The 17952-nt window shown below is 57.2% G+C and carries 13 protein-coding genes; 5 read left to right on the top strand and 8 right to left on the bottom strand.

Annotation, left to right across the window (positions count from 1 at the left end; all coding sequences use genetic code 11):
• Positions 1-3: 3 nt before the first annotated feature.
• Both cyoA and Absy_RS09965 read right to left on the bottom strand, forming a co-directional pair.
• Positions 4-921: a ubiquinol oxidase subunit II gene (gene cyoA / locus Absy_RS09970; RefSeq protein WP_048854608.1), complete on the bottom strand. Its 918-nt coding sequence runs from the start codon at positions 919-921 to the stop codon at positions 4-6.
• 603 nt (positions 922-1524) lie between these two features.
• Positions 1525-2298, bottom strand: a complete 774-nt coding sequence (locus tag Absy_RS09965) for a Bax inhibitor-1/YccA family protein (protein WP_048854607.1) — start codon at positions 2296-2298, stop codon at positions 1525-1527.
• A 190-nt stretch (positions 2299-2488) separates the two neighbouring features.
• On the opposite strand from Absy_RS09965, the gene Absy_RS09960 reads away from it, so the two are divergent.
• The 4 genes from Absy_RS09960 to Absy_RS09945 all read left to right on the top strand — a co-directional run bounded on the left by Absy_RS09960 (position 2489) and on the right by Absy_RS09945 (position 7724).
• Entirely contained in the window at positions 2489-3019 is a 531-nt protein-coding gene (locus Absy_RS09960; protein ID WP_146802534.1) for a hypothetical protein, read from the top strand.
• A gap of 208 nt (positions 3020-3227) precedes the next feature.
• On the top strand, positions 3228-5459 hold the full coding sequence (locus Absy_RS09955) for a PQQ-dependent dehydrogenase, methanol/ethanol family (RefSeq protein WP_048854605.1): 2232 nt from the start codon (positions 3228-3230) through the stop codon (positions 5457-5459).
• Between the two features lie 48 nt (positions 5460-5507).
• Positions 5508-6926, top strand: coding sequence for a c-type cytochrome (locus tag Absy_RS09950; RefSeq protein WP_048854604.1), 1419 nt, complete (start codon positions 5508-5510; stop codon positions 6924-6926).
• Between the two features lie 192 nt (positions 6927-7118).
• Positions 7119-7724, top strand: coding sequence for a uracil-DNA glycosylase family protein (locus tag Absy_RS09945; protein ID WP_048854603.1), 606 nt, complete (start codon positions 7119-7121; stop codon positions 7722-7724).
• 11 nt (positions 7725-7735) lie between these two features.
• Here Absy_RS09945 and Absy_RS09940 read toward each other — a convergent pair whose 3' ends face one another.
• The 6 genes from Absy_RS09940 to Absy_RS09915 form a co-directional block, all read right to left on the bottom strand.
• Entirely contained in the window at positions 7736-9034 is a 1299-nt protein-coding gene (locus Absy_RS09940) for a glycerate kinase type-2 family protein (protein WP_048854602.1), read from the bottom strand.
• 73 nt (positions 9035-9107) lie between these two features.
• Positions 9108-11348, bottom strand: coding sequence for an FUSC family protein (locus tag Absy_RS09935; protein WP_052945742.1), 2241 nt, complete (start codon positions 11346-11348; stop codon positions 9108-9110).
• Between the two features lie 153 nt (positions 11349-11501).
• The gene (locus Absy_RS09930) at positions 11502-12035 is read right to left on the bottom strand and encodes an adenine phosphoribosyltransferase (RefSeq protein WP_048854601.1); all 534 of its coding nucleotides are present in this window, start codon (positions 12033-12035) and stop codon (positions 11502-11504) included.
• Between the two features lie 159 nt (positions 12036-12194).
• Complete coding sequence (locus tag Absy_RS09925; protein WP_048854717.1) at positions 12195-14462, bottom strand: ATP-binding protein; 2268 nt, start codon at positions 14460-14462, stop codon at positions 12195-12197.
• A gap of 92 nt (positions 14463-14554) precedes the next feature.
• The gene (locus tag Absy_RS09920; protein ID WP_048854600.1) at positions 14555-15829 is read right to left on the bottom strand and encodes a multidrug effflux MFS transporter; all 1275 of its coding nucleotides are present in this window, start codon (positions 15827-15829) and stop codon (positions 14555-14557) included.
• A 139-nt stretch (positions 15830-15968) separates the two neighbouring features.
• Entirely contained in the window at positions 15969-16649 is a 681-nt protein-coding gene (locus tag Absy_RS09915; RefSeq protein ID WP_245614798.1) for a TVP38/TMEM64 family protein, read from the bottom strand.
• 118 nt (positions 16650-16767) lie between these two features.
• On the opposite strand from Absy_RS09915, the gene Absy_RS09910 reads away from it, so the two are divergent.
• Positions 16768-17820: a COX15/CtaA family protein gene (locus tag Absy_RS09910; protein ID WP_181015901.1), complete on the top strand. Its 1053-nt coding sequence runs from the start codon at positions 16768-16770 to the stop codon at positions 17818-17820.
• Positions 17821-17952 lie beyond the last annotated feature (132 nt).

Raw genomic sequence — 17952 nt, 5'->3', positions numbered from 1 at the left:
CCTTCAATTCATGCCGGACATCGCGGACTGCTGCACCTGAATCATCTTGCCAGTGCTTTTGTCCATGACCATGCCGTTGTTGTATTTGGCAACGATCGTGTTGAACATGCCGGGTTCAACATGCGCGAAATATTCGACGGGGTTCGCTTCGCTTGGTGCTGCCAGTTTAGGATAGGTCTGGCTATCCAGCTGTTCGGAAGATGCACGCACCTTTTCGACCCAAGCATTGAACTCATCATTGCTCATCGCCAGAGCATGGAAGCGCATGTCGGAGAAGCCACGCCCACTATAGTTGGCGGATTCACCCATGTAATCGCCCGGCTCGCTTGCCAGCAGATGAAGCTGGGTCTGCATGCCTGCCATTGCATAAATCATGGAACCAAGACGCGGGATGAAGAAAGAGTTCATCACGGAATCAGAGGTGATGTCGAAATCAACAGGCGTATTGACCGGCATTGCCAACTGATTAACTGTTGCAATTCCCTGTTCAGGGTAAATGAACAGCCATTTCCAGTCCTGTGCCACAACCTGAACATGCAGCGGCTTGGTGTTGGCTTCTGCCTCAAGCGGCTTGTAGGGGTCCAGAGAATGACAAGTCTGGTAGGTGATCACTGCCAGAAACAGAATAATCAGTGACGGAACGCCCCAGATTATCACTTCGATCTTGTTGGAGTGGCTCCATTTCGGCAGATATTCGGCACTTGTGTTGGACTGGCGGTACTGCCAGGCAAACCAAAGTGTCAGAATAATGGTCGGAACCACAACGATCAGCATTGCGATCACAGAGGTGGTAATAAGAGTTTTAACCCCCTCTCCCACCGGGCCTTTCGGGTCCAGAACGTCTAGTTCGCACCCGGCAAGCAGCAACGCTGACGATAGGCCGCCCAATCGCGCCATTCTCGCCAGTAACTTGTTTTTCATCGCACGCCTCTTGGTTCTGACATCAACTTAGCCTCACAAAGACTTTTGCCCTGCTGCCACAGATGCCTGACAACAGCAAGAAAAACCGCGTCCCAGCCAGGAGAGCCTTTTATGTTCCGCCCCCGCAACACATTTTGGCCACCCAGAATGAATGGCCCAAATATGTTGCATACGGCGCGACCCCCTCAGCTCGGCGGAAACGCATTGCGCCTACTTTATTCCCTACGCGCGGATTCTCAAACGTCAGAAAAGTTCCATCTGCCTTTCGTCACAATCAGTTAGCCATTTTAAGCATGGCATTTGCCTACTTTTGGGGTGTCTGAACGGCGAAAAGGGATGATCACGGAATATTACAAAATATTACAAATTTTCCAATAATGGCAAAATTTAGTCTGAAATTTCATATTGTTAGAGATCACACAAAATCTCACATCCGCGTTACAACTTAAAGAATTGAAATCAGGACCATTTTAGCACCCATTCTTGATTTTCATGCCATCATTCGGCTCAAGCATAACTGCCCATACAAAAAAGCCCGGCCATATTGGACCGGGCTTTCTGTTGGCTGGCACTAAGTGCCGTAAAGGACTCTGGCTGCGTGCCTCAGTCGCTGGAATTACGGACACCCATGAACTGCAGCAGAAACTGAAACAGATTAATAAAGTTCAGGTAGAGGCTCAGCGCATCATACACACTGCGCTTGGCAGTCATTTCCGGCCCTTCATAAGCCGCAAGCTGCGGGTAGGTTACCCGAATCCGCTGTGCATCAAAAGCGCTGAACGCTGTAAAAATGAACACACCCACAATGCTGTAGAGGTAATACACCGTTGGGCTTTTAAGGAAGAGGTTAACCAGCCCGGCAATAACCAGCCCAAACAGCCCCATCATCAGGAACGATCCAAACTGGAGCAGGTTTGCCTTGGTCACATACCCCCATAGGGAGGTCGCCCCGAACATGCAGGCCGTTACCAGAAAGACCCGCACAATGGAGGTGCCTGTATAAATCACAAACACACTCGCAAGGCTTGCTCCCATGGTGGCACAGAATGCCCAGAACAGCGCTTGCGCACCCTGCAGGGACAGGCGATTGATCCCGAACGACATCACCAGCACAAATGCCAGCGGGGACAGCATAGCCAGGTCACCCAGCAAAGTCGGGCGCGGCACAGGACCCGCAGCCGTCTGAAAGACCTGAAAAAACAGGCTGCTCAGCCCGGTATTGGCAATGGCGTACGCCACAATTCCGGTCAGTAGCAGACCAGATGCCATCCAGTTGTAAACACGCAGCATGTAGCTGCGCAGTCCAGCGTCCAGACTGGCCTGATCGTTCCAGCCTGACGCTGATGCGGGGGAACGGTAGTCGCGACTAAACGACATGGTTTTCTACTCTCCTTATCCAGACAAGCTGGCTTTGCTTTATACTTGTGGCTGCCCTGTCTTTCCGTCAAGGGTATGGCACGTCATATAATAAGCGCCTACCGACAATCTGCTGCGTAACAATACGCCCCACGCCACGCCCCCAGTCTTAAGGCCTGATATGTACCTTATTGCCGGTCTTCAGCCCCCTATGGATATGCGTCTGTTTTTACATGGTTTTCAGGACTTTTTTCCGTCCAAAGCATGGCAGCGCACTCCCGTCCTTTACCTGCCACTCGTCGCCTTCGGGCGCATGACGCCCATGGAGTGGGAGGAACTCGACCAGAGCCTGTACACCCTGCACCTGCCCACGCCGGTCACGCTCCGACACACCGGCTTTGATGTGACTCTGAAACGGAACCGAATCATCCTGGAGGCCACAATGGAAGCCTCTGTTATTGATCACCTTTCCGTGAAAATACGGAACCTCGCACAGCGTGCGGGAGTTAGCGCAACCCGCTTCCTGCTCCCCTCGGGCATCCCTTTGGCCGACATAACCGATGTTGACCCCAGCGTGTGCAACCTGTGGCTTGCAACCCACCGCCACCGCTTTGCCTCAACAGAAGAAGTTTGCGAATTCACCGTGTTCAAGACTGGAAAAAACCGTGAAAACACTTTTCAGGAAGTGATGTCAGACTACCAGTTTGCCGATCTGTTTACCCCCCCGTCAGAATTGTTATAACATTGATTTTTCGTTAGGCGGTTCCATCTGCCCCACACCATGGAGCGCTCCTTTTACGCATCCGACCCCCGCAAGGAACGAAGACGTGGGGATGCAGCTATTCTCTTGGCGTGATTGACATACAGCGCCCGCCTTGGCTGATGTGTGAGAAACCGGATTTCCGGCTCTATTTTTCCTCATCTTGATACACAGTCGAGGACATGAACGCATGACCCGCCCCGCCTCCGCCAAGAGACGTTCGCTGCTAGGAATTCTCGCGGCTGGAACAATCTGTGCCGCTGCCCTACCTTACGCAGCAGCCCCTGCCCGTGCTGACAGTCAGGGAGACACGGGACAAGCCATCATCCATGCCGATGATCACCCCGAAAACTGGCTGTCCTATGGTCGCACCTACTCTGAACAGCGCTACAGCCCGCTGGATCAGATCAACCGCTCCAACGTCGGTAATCTGAAGCTGGCCTGGTACTTTACACTGGACAGCAACCGCGGTCAGGAAGGCACGCCACTGATTGTGGACGGCATTATGTATGCCACGACCAACTGGTCCAAAATGAAGGCCCTTGATGCGGCAACCGGCAAGCTGCTGTGGGAATATGACCCCAAGGTGCCCGGCAACATTGCTGACAAAGGCTGCTGCGATACGGTTAACCGTGGTGCAGGCTACTGGAACGGCAAGGTTTACTTTGGCACGTTTGATGGCCGACTGATCGCCCTGGACGCCAAGACCGGCAAAAAGGTATGGGAAATCAACACCATTCCCGCCGAAGCCTCTTTGGGTAAACAGCGTTCCTACACGGTTGACGGTGCAGTCCGTATTGCCAAGGGCCTGGTCCTGATTGGTAATGGCGGCGCAGAATTTGGCGCACGCGGCTTTGTTTCCGCTTTTGATGCGGAAACCGGCAAGCTCAAATGGCGCTTCTACACGGTTCCCAACAGCAAGAACGAACCCGACCATGCTGCGTCGGATAATGTTCTGATGAACAAAGCCTACCGCACATGGGGCCCCAACGGCGCATGGGTCCGTCAGGGTGGCGGCGGTACCGTCTGGGATTCCATTGTTTATGATCCGGTGTCCGATCTGGTTTATCTGGCCGTCGGTAACGGTTCTCCGTGGAACTACAAATACCGCTCCGAAGGGATCGGCAACAACCTGTTCCTGGGCAGCATTGTTGCGGTCAAGCCGGAAACTGGCGAATATGTCTGGCACTTCCAGGCAACCACCATGGACCAGTGGGACTACACATCCGTCCAGCAGGTCATGACACTTGACGTGCCGATCAATGGTGAGATGCGCCACGTTGTTGTGCAGGCTCCCAAAAACGGCTTCTTCTACATGCTGGATGCCAAAACGGGTGAATTCCTGGCTGGCAAGAACTACGTGTACGAAAACTGGGCCAGTGGCCTTGATCCGCTGACCGGTCGTCCGATTTACAAGCCGGAAGGTCTGTGGACCCTGAACGGCAACTTCTGGTACGGTATTCCCGGCCCGCTGGGTGCCCATAACTTTATGGCCATGGCGTACAGCCCGAAGACCCATCTGGTCTATCTGCCTGCGCACCAGATCCCATTTGGTTACCAGAATCAGGTCGGTGGCTTTAAAGCCCACCCCGATGCCTGGAACCTTGGTCTGGACATGACCAAAACCGGTCTGCCTGACTCCGCAGATGCACGCTCCGCTTACCTGAAAGACCTGCACGGCGAACTGCTGGCATGGGATCCGGTCAAAATGGAAACCGTGTGGAAGATCGACCACAAAGGCCCATGGAACGGTGGTGTTCTGGCAACTGGTGGTGATCTGCTGTTCCAGGGCCTGGCAAACGGCGAATTCCACGCTTACGATGCAACCAACGGTGCCGACCTTTACAAGTTTGATGCGCAGAGCGGCATTATTGCACCGCCTGTGACCTACAGCGTAAACGGCAAGCAGTATGTTGCGGTTGAAGTGGGCTGGGGTGGCATCTACCCGATTTCCATGGGTGGTATGGGCCGCACATCCGGCTGGACCGTCAACCACTCTTACGTGGCCGTGTTCTCGCTCGATGGCAAAGCCAAGCTGCCAACCATGAACGCTCTGGGCTTCCTGCCCGTTAAGCCCCCTGCGGAATATGATACCAAGGAAGCCGCCAAGGGTTACTTCCAGTATCAGACCTATTGCCAGACCTGCCACGGTGACAATGGCGAAGGAGCTGGCGTGCTCCCCGACCTGCGTTGGTCCGGTTCCATCCGCCATCAGGACGCATTCTACAACGTTGTAGGCCGCGGTGCCCTGACCGCTTATGGCATGGACCGCTTTGACACGAGCATGAAGCCTGAAGAAATCGAATCCATTCGTCAGTACCTCATCAAGAGGGCGAACGACTCCTATCAGCGCGAAGTGGACGCCCGAAAGAACGATCAGGGAGTCCCCCAGACCCCGGTCGTGGGTATTACGCCCCAATAAAGCGGCAGTCATGACGTCATTCGGTACACAAGCGATACAGTGGTAAAAATGATGATGAACAGACTAAAAGCCGCTCTTGGAGCGGTCACTGTCGGGCTTCTGGCAGGAACCTCCCTGGCACATGCGCAGGGAGCGGATGAAAGCCTGATCAAAAAGGGCGAATATGTTGCCCGTCTTGGTGACTGTGTGGCTTGCCACACAGCACTGAATGGTCAGAAATTTGCAGGTGGGCTGGCAATCAAAACCCCCATCGGCATGATCTATTCCACCAACATCACGCCTGATCCCACTTACGGGATTGGCACCTATACGTTGCAGGAATTTGATGAAGCCGTGCGCCACGGTATCCGCAAGGATGGCAGCACGCTTTATCCGGCCATGCCGTACCCGTCCTTTGCCCGCATGTCTCAGGACGATGTGAAGGCACTTTACGCATACTTCATGCATGGTGTGGCCCCTGTTGCGCAGAAAAACCGTGAAGTCGGCATTAGCTGGCCCATGTCCATGCGCTGGCCGCTTGCAATCTGGCGCTCCATGTTTGCGCCCACCCCCAAGGACTTTACACCTCCTCCGGGCACGGATGCAGATGTGGCGCGTGGTGAATACCTTGTAACTGGCGCAGGCCATTGCGGTGCGTGCCATACACCCCGCGGCTTTGCCATGCAGGAAAAAGCACTGGATGCTTCCGGTGGTCCGGACTTCCTTGCCGGTGGTGCACCGATCGACAACTGGATTGCGCCCAGCCTGCGCAACGACCCGGTTGTTGGCCTGGGCCGCTGGTCTGAAGACGATCTCTACCTGTTCCTCAAATCCGGCCGTACCGATCATTCCGCCGTATTTGGTGGCATGGCCGACGTTGTTGGCTGGAGCACCCAGTACTTCACGGATTCCGATCTGCACGCCATTGCAAAGTACCTGAAGGCCCTGCCGCCGGTTCCACCATCACGCGGGGAATACACGTACGATCCGTCCACGGCTCAGGCTCTGGATTCCGGCAATACGGCCAACAACCCGGGCGCACGGATTTATGTTGAACAGTGCGCCGCCTGCCACAGAAATGATGGTGGTGGTGTTGCCCGCATGTTCCCGCCGCTGGCTGGTAACTCGGTTGTCGTAACGGATGACCCGACCTCCATTGCCCATATTGTTATGGCTGGTGGTGTACTGCCGCCGACCAACTGGGCACCTTCCGCCGTTGCCATGCCGGACTACAAGAGCATTCTGTCCGACCAGCAGATGGCTGATGTGGTCAACTTCATCCGCTCCGCTTGGGGCAACAAGGCTCCGGCTAACGTGACCGCTGCTGATATCCAGAAACTCCGTCTGGACCACGCTCCGATCCCGACCACCGGCTGGGCTGACCCAACGTCCGCTACCTCCACATGGGGCCTGTTTATGCCACAGCCTTACGGCGCTGGCTGGACCTTTGCCCCGCAGACCCACACAGGGGTTGATGCAGAGCAATAAGGTCTCCCTGACCTTTTCTCTGCCTCTCATCTGAGTGGCGAAGTCAAAAAACACCGCAGTGGCAACACTGCGGTGTTTTTTTATGGCACCATGCCCTAACGGGTTAAGGGTACTGAATAACCGGCCCCCTTCCATGCCATGGGCGGCATACACATATCTGTTCCATTCGCCCTGAGGCTGTTTTTGAACAGGATGCTTCCCCTGCCCCACACCGCAACAGACCAGACTTTGCACTCCCTGCTCCGCCAGATCCGGGGCTGCACAGCCTGTGCCCATGCGCTGCCACTTGGCCCACGCCCCGTTCTACACGTATCTCCCCGTGCCCGACTGTTAATTGCCAGTCAGGCTCCCGGCACCAAAGTGCATGAAACGGGCCTGTCCTTTAACGATGCCTCAGGCGATCGCCTGCGCGCATGGCTGGGCATGGACCGTGCTCTTTTTTACAATACGGAAAAGGTTGCCATTGTACCCATGGGGCTTTGTTACCCTGGTGTGCTGCCACAAGGCGGGGACAAACCACCACGCCCGGAATGCGCACCACTCTGGCGGGAGCGTATTCTGGAGCAGCTCCCCAATATCCAGCTTACCCTGCTGGTCGGTTCGTACGCACAAAACCACATTCTGGGCAAAGGTAAGGTGTTTGAACGGGTTTTAAATTTTGAGCAGTATTTACCAACCTATTTTCCCCTGCCTCACCCTTCATGGCGCACTGGCATGTGGGAACGGCGAACCCCCGAGTTTGAAGCAGAGGTTATTCCCGCCCTCCGTCGCGCGGTTAACCACGCGTTGGAGGACTGATTCCTGATTTTTCAGGCAATCAGCAAAAGGCGTATATCGTTTACGTTGGTCAATGTTGGTCCTGTCATGACCAGATCATCCAACGCCTTGAAAAACATGTAGCTGTTATGCGCGTGCAGGAATGATTCGGCCATGTAGCCCTTTTGTGCTGCGCGGGCCAGTGTATCGGGGGCAAAAATGGCACCAGCAGCGTCCTCCGTACCATCTATGCCATCACTATCCCCCGCCAGCCCCCAAATACCGGCCTCCCCCCCCAGAAACTGCGCGCAGGACAGCAAAAACTCCGTATTCCGCCCCCCTTTCCCCACAGTTTCCCCTGCGCGGATTGTAACGGTTGTCTCCCCCCCACTCAGCAACACGGCAGGAGCTTGAACCGGCAATCCATGTGCATGAACCGAACGGGCCATACCGCCAAGCACAATGCCAGCAACCTGACTTTCCCCCTCCAGGGCATCGCCCAGAACAAGCGGCATTATTCCGTGCTGCCGCGCCACATCGGCCGCAGCCTTGAGAGCCATAAGGGGTGTTGCAATCATAACCACGCAGTTACGCGGATCGACCAAACCGTTTTGGGCCTTCTGCTCCGCCACACCACGCTCCAGTGCCTGCCGCACAGATGGGGACAGATCAAGCCTGTACCGCTCCACAATGCGCAAGGCATCTTCCGCCTTGTCAGGTGGAGGTACAGTTGGCCCACTGGCAATAACTGCCGGGTCATCTCCGGGTACATCACTGATTACCAGTGTGAGCACCTGCGCAGGGGATGCCGCCAGTGCCAGACGCCCCCCCTTGATCGCGGACAAAGCGCGGCGAACGGTGTTCATTTCGGCAATGGTGGCTCCAGAATGCAGGAGCTGTTTGCCCAGAACCCGTTTGTCATCCAACGTTAAACCCGCCGCAGGCAAGGCCAGCAAAGATGATCCTCCACCAGAGATCAGGGCTATGACCAGATCATCAGGACCAAGCCCCTGCACTGCCTGCATAACGGCTTTTGCCGCGACCTCACTCCGGTGGTCAGGCACCGGATGGGATGCCTCCAGTATACGCACATGGCGGGTGGGAACGGCATGTCCATCCCGCGTGACCACCACTCCTTCCAGCACAACATCGGGCCATGCGGCCTCCAGTGCAGCCGCCATGGCTGCCGAGGCTTTGCCCGCCCCCACCACCACACAGCGACCACGGGGTTTGGGGGGCAGGTGCCCTGCCAACACGCGGAATGGGTCAGCGCTGGCTACGGCTGCATCAAACATGGACCGCAACACGCTTCTGGCCCGTGTATTATCCCACACACCCTGTGCCACTGGCATGAAGTCTTCTCCCTATCATCCGGCGTGTTCCAACACCCTCTCTATCTGGCAGCTCCATGCAGCACATAACCGGCTACGATGAGGAAAATGCCCTGTCCAGATAAGGAGAGGATGCATCAAAGAACGCCTGATTTTCCTTTAGTTCCGTTGCAATCACATGCAGACTGGCCAAAACACGTAACATTTCCTCGCGGACGGACAGGTTGGTCTCGGCCTGTTCCATACGGCTCAGATATTCCACCGCCAGATCAGCCGCGCGGGCGGTCCGGCCATACTGCCCTCCGTAACGCCCCGAAAACTGCTGCATCCGGTTCATCATGGCCTGTGTGGCGTGGCGGGCATCTGCTGGCAGAATATCACGCGCCAGAATACCGCGCAGGCGCAGCAGGTTCAGCTCTATGGTCATGCCCGACAGCACACCGCTCACATAGCGGTCGCGCACGTAGGTGTTGCGGTCATCCGTTGTCATGGATGCCAGACGTACAAATCCATCCACACCACGCCCTATAATTTCCGTCATAGGGGGGGCGGCACGCTTCTGGGCCAAACGGCGCAGGCGGCGCAGAATGCTCACGCGCAGGTCCCAACGCAGGCCATCGGGGTCAAACGGCAGGAACAGCCGGTACATCCACATGGAAAACACCATGGCCAGAAACAGGGGCAAGGCTGTATTAAAATACAGGATTTCGTCCATGCGGCCCTGATTCATGGGACCAACAAGAATGGGCAGGAACAGGTTGTAAGCAACGGCAGCCAGCACCAGTGGCGGCCATGCAAACGCAAGCCCCCCCACCAGCATGGGTACGGCCAGGCAAAGTGCGAGTGTTTCGTAAATGGTCGGCTGGGCCATAACCCACAGGTCAAGCAGCCCGCACATCCCCACAACAAAAATGGTGCCGTGCAGGAATGCCTGCGTTGCCAGAGCGGGCTGTTCCAAGGTGGAAAACAGGGCGCAGACAATGGAGACGAACATCATAAATGTCAGCCCATCCGTCCAGCCTGTTGTGATCCAGATAACACCAGACCCAAAAATGGTAACCGATGCCCGCAAGCTGTTGGTAAAAGCCATGCGCCAGTCCCGGTAGCTCCGCATGGGGTAGCGGAAATGGTCGTGAGGAACCGGGTTGCGGCTCATCTCAAACTGTTCAATGGCCTGTTGCAGTTCGTCCAGCAAAGCCCCCAGCTTGTGCAGGAGCTGCCCCTCGCGTGAGAGGCTGCTTTCCTGCGCAATGTCTATGGGGGGATGTGTTGCGGCAATCATTTCCTGCTCAAGGCAGGTGGCGGCAAGCTGGGTGCAGGTGGCCCGCAGGGCTATCAATTCGCGCAGAACGGGAGCAGCAGGCAGATCATCAGAAAGGCGTTGGGGAATGGTCTGTAAAAATGCCGCTACTTCTCCCGCGATCTCGCGGTAATCCTTTCCCTGACTTTCTGGCATGGACAGCAACGCCCCCAGATCCAGCCCGCGGGACATAAGTACTGCAATAGCAGCAAGGGCTGCACGGGCGTGATCACCTTCGTGCTGGTGTTCACCCATCTCCACTTCAGCAAATTCAACCTGATCGCTCAGGCTGACAATGGTTGTAAAAACACCCGGAGAATTGGCAACGGCCCTCCGGTCCCCCCCAAGCAGGCGAACAAGGGCAGGTACGGCACCATCGAGTGCCTGCACAAAATTGGTGGCAAGCCGGTTTCTGGCCCGCAAACCAAGCCTGTACTGGAAAAGGGAGGAGATTGTGGTTTCCACCACAATGCCGAGCGTAATGTATGTGGCGCGGGCCATGGCAATATGGAAAATCTGGTCCGGAGCCGCAGCACCATCAAGGGCAATAATGGCGTAAGTAAACCCCGATGCCCGCATACCGTGAATACGGTAATTGGTCATGGTAGCAGGCCCCGGCAGCAGCGTGCCGACAAAGCAGAAGCCGCCAATCCCCGCCGCAACCCAGAAGATGTAGAGCAAGGGAGACTGTGGCATAGAGCCGACAAGAACAAGGGCGCAGACTGTCCCCACCACCATGCCAAACATGTGCCAGCGCGCTTTGGCAATGGATTTGCCGCGTGTACCCTGCGCCACCATCCATACGGTCAGGGCAGCCCATTGCGGGCTCCCCAGTTCCCACCACAAGGCAATGCCCAGAGCAATCAGGGAAGACAGGGTGGTACGCAGCGCATACCCGAAAGACAGAAGATTCGGGGCAAAAAGCCAGCGTAGTCGGCTCAGGTCGCGTGGAGGACCGCCCCCTTCCAGCGCCTGCCGGACAATGGTTTTGAACGCCTGACAGAACTGGCTCAATGAAAACGCCGCAGCCTTCATGCCGCGCTCTGTCGGTCAGAACTGATCAGATCTACTGCCATCGGCTTCTTCTTACCCTAAAGAAGCTCAAAAGCGTATTCACACCTCGTATGCCCTGTCCTGCACCCAGTGTTACGCGCAGGACATGGCAAGGAAAAAAGCCGTTTTTGGCTTTTATTCGTCGTAGGACAACAAGGTTGTTACCGGCGTATCCAGCTTGTTACGACCACCAAGGCCCGTCAGTTCCACCAGAACGGACGCACCAACCACCTCTGCCCCGGCCTTGCGCAGCAGTTCGATGGAGGCTGCCAGTGTACCACCTGTTGCCAGCAGATCATCCATGACCACAACGCGCTGACCGGGTTTGACGGCGTCTGCCTGAATTTCCAGCGTATCGGAGCCGTATTCCAGATCGTATGTGTGCGAGATGGTCTTGCCCGGCAGTTTGCCACTTTTACGCAGCATCAACATGCCGCAGCCCATGCGGTCTGCAATTGGGGCAGCGGTCAAAAATCCACGTGATTCCACAGCGGCCAGCAGGTCGGGCTGCAAGGGGGCAATCTGGCGGGCCAGACGGCCCATGGCAATCTGCCACGCATCCGGGTTCCGCATCAGGGTCGAAATATCGTAAAACAGAATACCCGGCTTGGGAAAATCGGGAATGTGACGGATATAATCCTTAAGATCGATGTCCTGACGTCCCGTCATGATTTTTGACAATCCTTCATTCATGCGCTCAACGCTGTGCAAGCGCGTTTTCCATCCTGCCTTATTCCCATAGGTCAACCACCGCTGGCGAACAGTCCTGAGGCAACCGGCCCCGCTCTATCCCGCGCAGGAACGTTCCGCAAGGGAAGATCTGGCGACTCAGGCCCCCGCCCGTGTACTCAGGGCTGCGGTTACGGCCTCCATCAACCCATCACGCCGGAATGGTTTGGCCAGCAGGCGCGCATTGGGCACGCTCCCCTCCGGCGGAGGGGAATCCGCTGTCAGATCGCCCGACATATACACCACTGCCAAAGCCGGATACCGCTCAACCAGCACGCGAGAGAGCGTAACACCATCCAGCGGACCGGGGAGCTGGATGTCGGTCACCAGCAGGTCCAACGATCCTTCCACCCCAGCCGCCGTGTCAAACGCCTGCTCGCCATCCCCTGCTTCCAGCACCTTGTGGCCAGCCATGCTCAGAATGGTCACGACGATATCCCGGATAGCCGCATCATCCTCCACCACCAGCACCTGCATACTGCGGCCCTGTGCTGCCTGTGCGGCTGAAGGCAGAGCAGGTTTGCCAAGAGCTGGCGCAGTCTGTGCCGCACCATCCCCCGCACCCACCGTTGGTGTAACGGCCCGCGGCAACCACAGGGACACCTCAGTCCCGCTGCCACGGCCTGTTGCTACCACAACCCGCCCGTTAACCTGCTGGGAAAAAGCCAGAACCATGGCCATGCCAAGCCCTGTTCCCGCTCCTTCACGCTTGGTGGTAAAAAACGGCTCGAACAGACGGTCCATGACCTCGCGCGTCATACCAAAGCCGCTATCCACAACATCCAGTCGCACCCAGTCCCCCGCCGGAAGGGGGGAGGGGTCGGACACAACACGAATGCTACGCCCTTCCTCCACAGGCAGGCTCATCAGATCGGAATTAACCGAAAAAGTCACGTTCCGGGCTGTAATGCGCAGCCGCCCGCCAGATGGCATGGCATCACGCGCATTGATGGCCAGATTGAGCACCGCACTTTCCAGTTGTGCGGGGTCCACCCGCACAGGCCAGACATCGGCCACAATACCGCATTCCACAACAATGCGCGGGCCAATAACGCGCCCCAGCAAACCACCCAGAAAAGAAAACAGATCGGACAGACGCAACGAATCCGGTGCACCACTCTGCCTGCGCATGAAGGAGAGAAGCTGCCCTGTAAGTGCTTCGGAACGATGCCCCGCGTGGGTGGCGGCAGACAGATATTCCTGCCGCTGTTCGACCTGATCCGGCTGGTCATACTCAGATGCGAGTTCCAGATTACCCAGAATAACCGTGAGCAGGTTTTTAAAGTCATGCGCAATGCCCGCGGTCAACTGACCAAGAGCACGCAGCTTTTGGGCCTCGCCCAATGCCCGCTCGCTCCTCAGGCGCATGGTAATATCGGCCGCAGTCAGCACAAATCCCCGCCGTTCAGCGGCTCCATCGGGAGCAAAAAAGAGCGTGCGGCATAATTCCAGATCCGCCCCGTTGCCCCCCTTGCATTCCACCACAACAGGGGGAGCAAGCTCGCCTTTGGCCAAGCTGCTCTCAATATGCTCAAACGGTTCAAGCAGAGGCACGCCATCCACCACAAGCCGACCACTCAGGGCATTGTAGGACAGACCCGTGCGCAAAAAATCCTTGCCAAGCCCAAGCACGGTTGCAAGCTGCTCGTTCCAGTGCCACAGGCGGCCATCCGCGCCAAAAACCGCAACCCCCAGACTCAGGCTGTCCAGCGTGGCCCGCAACCTCAGCGCCAGATCTCGCGAAGAGGCCTCGGCCCTTGCGGCGGCAAGGGAGGACCGATCCAGCACCCAGCCAGCCGAGATCATGGCCAGCACACCAGTGAGAATACCCAGTATTGCCAGCCTGCGCTGCCAGCTTGTGTTGCGTAGCATATTGGCAACGCGGTCGGCCTGATCGAGCGTACTGGCACGGCTTAAAACCGACAGGTTCTGGTCCAGCGCCGCCAACAGGGCCGGGCCATCCTGCGGCATGGCATCGGCTGATCTGGGCCATGCGCTAATGGTCTGGAGCTGCTTTTCCACAACTCCCAGTACTTCCTTGCGGCCCCCTCCCTCGCGCAGCTGCACGGAACGGAAACCTTCAAACCCCGTACGGGCATCGGACAATTGGGTAATGGCCTGCAAATAGCATTCGCCATCTGCCGGGCGGTGCTCAGCCTCAAACGCATAATGGCAGATCCGGGCATTGCTGGTGGCATGGTGCACACCGCGCAAATAACTCCCTGCCGCCGTGCTCTGGCGGTCCAGATCGCCATGGCGCGCCATGTCGTTCCCAAGTTCTATGCCTATGCCACCAAAGGTCACAATCAGCACGCCAGCCCCGATAAGAGCCAGAATATGAGCCCGTCTTGCTGGATGCCGTAGCATGTCAGGCACGCTCCCCATTCCTATGTACCGCCACACTGCACCGGCATGACAGCTTGATCCTTACCGGGCAAGGCATGGCAGCCCATGCAGGATCAGGCAACCACCCGATCTGCCGGGCGGAACACATGCATACACAGCATCATAACCGCACCAAAGCACATACAGCCAGCCATTGGTAACGAAGATGTGGCTGCAAACTGCCCTACCACCACCCCAGCCAATGCACCCAGCACATATTGCAGTGTTCCCGCCAGCGCAGAGGCAGCCCCAGCCTGGGCAGGATGGTCAGCCAGAGCCATGGTCATGGCATTGGGGAAAATAATACCTGTCGGCGCCAGCGCCAGCACCATGGTGCCAATAAGCAGCCAGACCTCGTACTCGCGGCTGGCAGCAGATGCATACCAGACAGACCACACGCTTACCCCCACCATAAGCACCGTTCCCAGAACCGCCATGGCCACCGCGCCATACAGCAGACGCCCGGGGTCCACCCGCCCAACCAGCAACCCATTGACCTGGGATGCCCCGATCATAAAGACCGACATAACCCCGAACAGCATGGAAAAATGCAGGGGGGAAAAATGGAAAAGCTGCACAAATACAAACGGAGCCGCCGTAAGGTAGCTAAAAGACATGAAGGTCGAGAACGCGGTCATCATCGCGTAAATCCCATACCCTTTATCCCACAGCAGCGTTACGTAGCGGGTTACCAGCGTCATGGGGGAAAGAGCCTGTCGCTTCTGGTACGGCAGTGTTTCGGGCAGAATCCACAGGACCAGAGCAACACACACCACGCCATAAACCGCAGACGCCCAGAAGATGATCCGCCATGAGACAAACTCCACAACCAGCCCCCCCAGCATGGGAGCCAGAATAGGCACCACCCCCATAACCATGATCAGGCGGGACATCATACGCGCCCCTGCGGCCCGGTCGGACACCACGTCCCGCACGCAGGCCGTAGGCACGACCAGACTGGCCGATGCTCCAACCGAAGCAACAAAGCGGGCAACGGAAAAAGTGGTTACATCCGGCGCAAACGCGCAAATGGCAGAAGCCACGGCATACAGTGCGTTACCCACCAGCAGGGGCATACGGCGGCCATACCTGTCCGCCAGCGGACCAACACTCAACTGCCCGATGGCAAGCCCGACAAACCAGACTGCCAACGTAAACTGCACATTACCCGCACTAGTATGAAAACTTTGCTCCATGGCTGGAAAGGCGGGGAGGTAAATATCGGTAGAAATGGGGCCAACGGCAGTTAAAAACCCCAGCAGCAGCGAAAACCACCCCGGCACCCCATTGGCAAAAACAGGCTTTGTCGCAGCCTGCCCCGCAGAGGGCTGTGCAATGGAAGAAGGCATCAGACCCGGCCCTCCAGATTTGTCGTATACCGTAAAAACAGCAAAAATATTATCCCACTGAATGAAGCCGTAATGGGGAACCTAGGTCGGGCACAGGCTGGCAACACACCCTCAGCCCCATAGTGCCATGCTGGCGGGCCTAGCTTTGTGTGCTGGCCGCAGCAATACGGGCATGGCGCCACAACCACACCCCCAACCCGGCAGATAACGCAAACAGCAAGGCTCCGGCACCATACTGCCAGCCAGCCCCCACCTGCACGCCTGCGCCCAAAAGCACCACAACGGCATTCTGGGGCAAAGCCCCCAGCAGGGTTGCCGCAACAAATGGCCACAGGGCCATGCCAGAAACGCCCCCAAGCAGATTAAGCAGCAAGGCTGACCCAACCGGCAGAAGGCGCAATGTAAGAATACTCAGGAAGGGCTTATGGGTCAGAAACGCATCAAGTTTTCCAAACCGTGGTCCAAGGCGTGCCTGCGCCCAAGAACGACCACCCCATCGGGCCCACAAAAAACCGGCCACACACCCTAATGTAGAAGCCACGGTGATCATGGCAAGCCCTTCGGCCACGCCATACGTCAGCCCGGCGGCAAAACCGGCAGCCTGCCGCGGCAGACCAAAAGCGCACCAGAGCGACGCACCCGCCACAAACACAAAGCGCCCCCAAAGCCCCGCACGCAGCATATCCGTGCTGTCCAGCACATGCTGCAAGGCCGGGATATGCCGCAATCCTATAGCCCCCACCACCAGAATAAGCAGCATAAGCAAAGGTTTGCACAACACCCTGAAGGAGCGATCCGGTGCAGGAGGGGCTGGTTCCATCCTTTGGGCGCTAGCATCTTCTTGCCGCAGCCCGCAAGCTGGCTGTAAACCCTAGCCATAAAGTTTAACCCCAGCGCAAAAGAGTGCCATGCCCACCACGCCCCAGCGCCAGCAAGACATGACGCCTGCCCACCGCCGCCTGATCTCTGGCTGGCTGTTCCTCCTGTGTTTTATGTTACTGGGCATGATTGCCATTGGTGGCGTGACCCGCCTGACCGGCTCTGGCCTGTCCATTATGGACTGGCAACCCGTAAGCGGCATGATTCCTCCCCTCTCCCATGCGGAGTGGGAGCGACTGTTTGCGCTGTATAAGACCATTCCCCAATACCACCTCCAGCATGAAGGATTTGGGCTGGAAGGATTCCAGAAAATCTTCTGGGCCGAGTGGATTCATCGGTTCTGGGGCAGGCTTATGGGGCTTGTCCTGCTAGCACCTCTGGTCTGGTTTGTTATCCGGGGGATGATCACCCGCAGGCTGGCTGCCCGCCTGTTCCTGTTTTTTGTGCTGGGTGCGCTGCAAGGGGCCATTGGCTGGTTTATGGTTGCCTCGGGCTTTAGGGCCAACAGCACGGCGGTTGAACCTGTTCGACTCGTACTGCACCTGAGTGCCGCCCTGCTGCTGTACGGTGCCATTTTGTGGACAGCCTTTTCCATCCGCTGGCCCCAGCCCGAACCCACGCCCTTTACGCCAGGTGTCAAGCTGACCAAGCGTCTGGCCTGCCTGAGCATCGGGCTGCTATGCGTAACCATTATTGCGGGCGGCTTTACGGCTGGCACCCATGCAGGCTTTTTGTTCAACACATTCCCGCTCATGGACGGGCACCTCATTCCCGCCGATTATACCCAGCTCTCCCCACTCTGGATGAACTGGGTAGCCAACAAGGCCGCCATTCAGTTTGACCACCGGCTGCTGGCAACCCTGACCGCACTCAGCATTGGCGCGGTTCTGCTGGCTGGTCTGCGGCGTGAAGCAGGGCTTGGCCCACAGGCCCAGAATGGCATTATTCTGCTCGGCTGGGCGGTGTTGGTCCAGTATGGGCTGGGTGTAACCACTCTGCTACTGGTTGTGCCGGTATGGGCAGGTGCTGTGCACCAGACCTTTGCCGCGGTTCTGCTTGGAGTCATGCTGTATGTGCTGCACACGCTGCGGCGTGGCAGACCGCAGGGCTAAAGCGCAAAAATCTTAAATGCCGCCGCGAGTCATTTTCCTGTTGCGCTAACAAAACAGGACGGTATTGTGTTGGGCATGATTTCCGACCGGTTCATGTCCGATTCCCTAAAGACCCGCGTAACAGCGGCTCAG

The organism is Acetobacter syzygii (genome assembly GCF_000964225.1).
Lineage (GTDB): Bacteria > Pseudomonadota > Alphaproteobacteria > Acetobacterales > Acetobacteraceae > Acetobacter > Acetobacter syzygii.
Note: the sequence above shows the minus strand (reverse complement) of the source record. Positions and strands in the feature narration are given on the sequence as shown.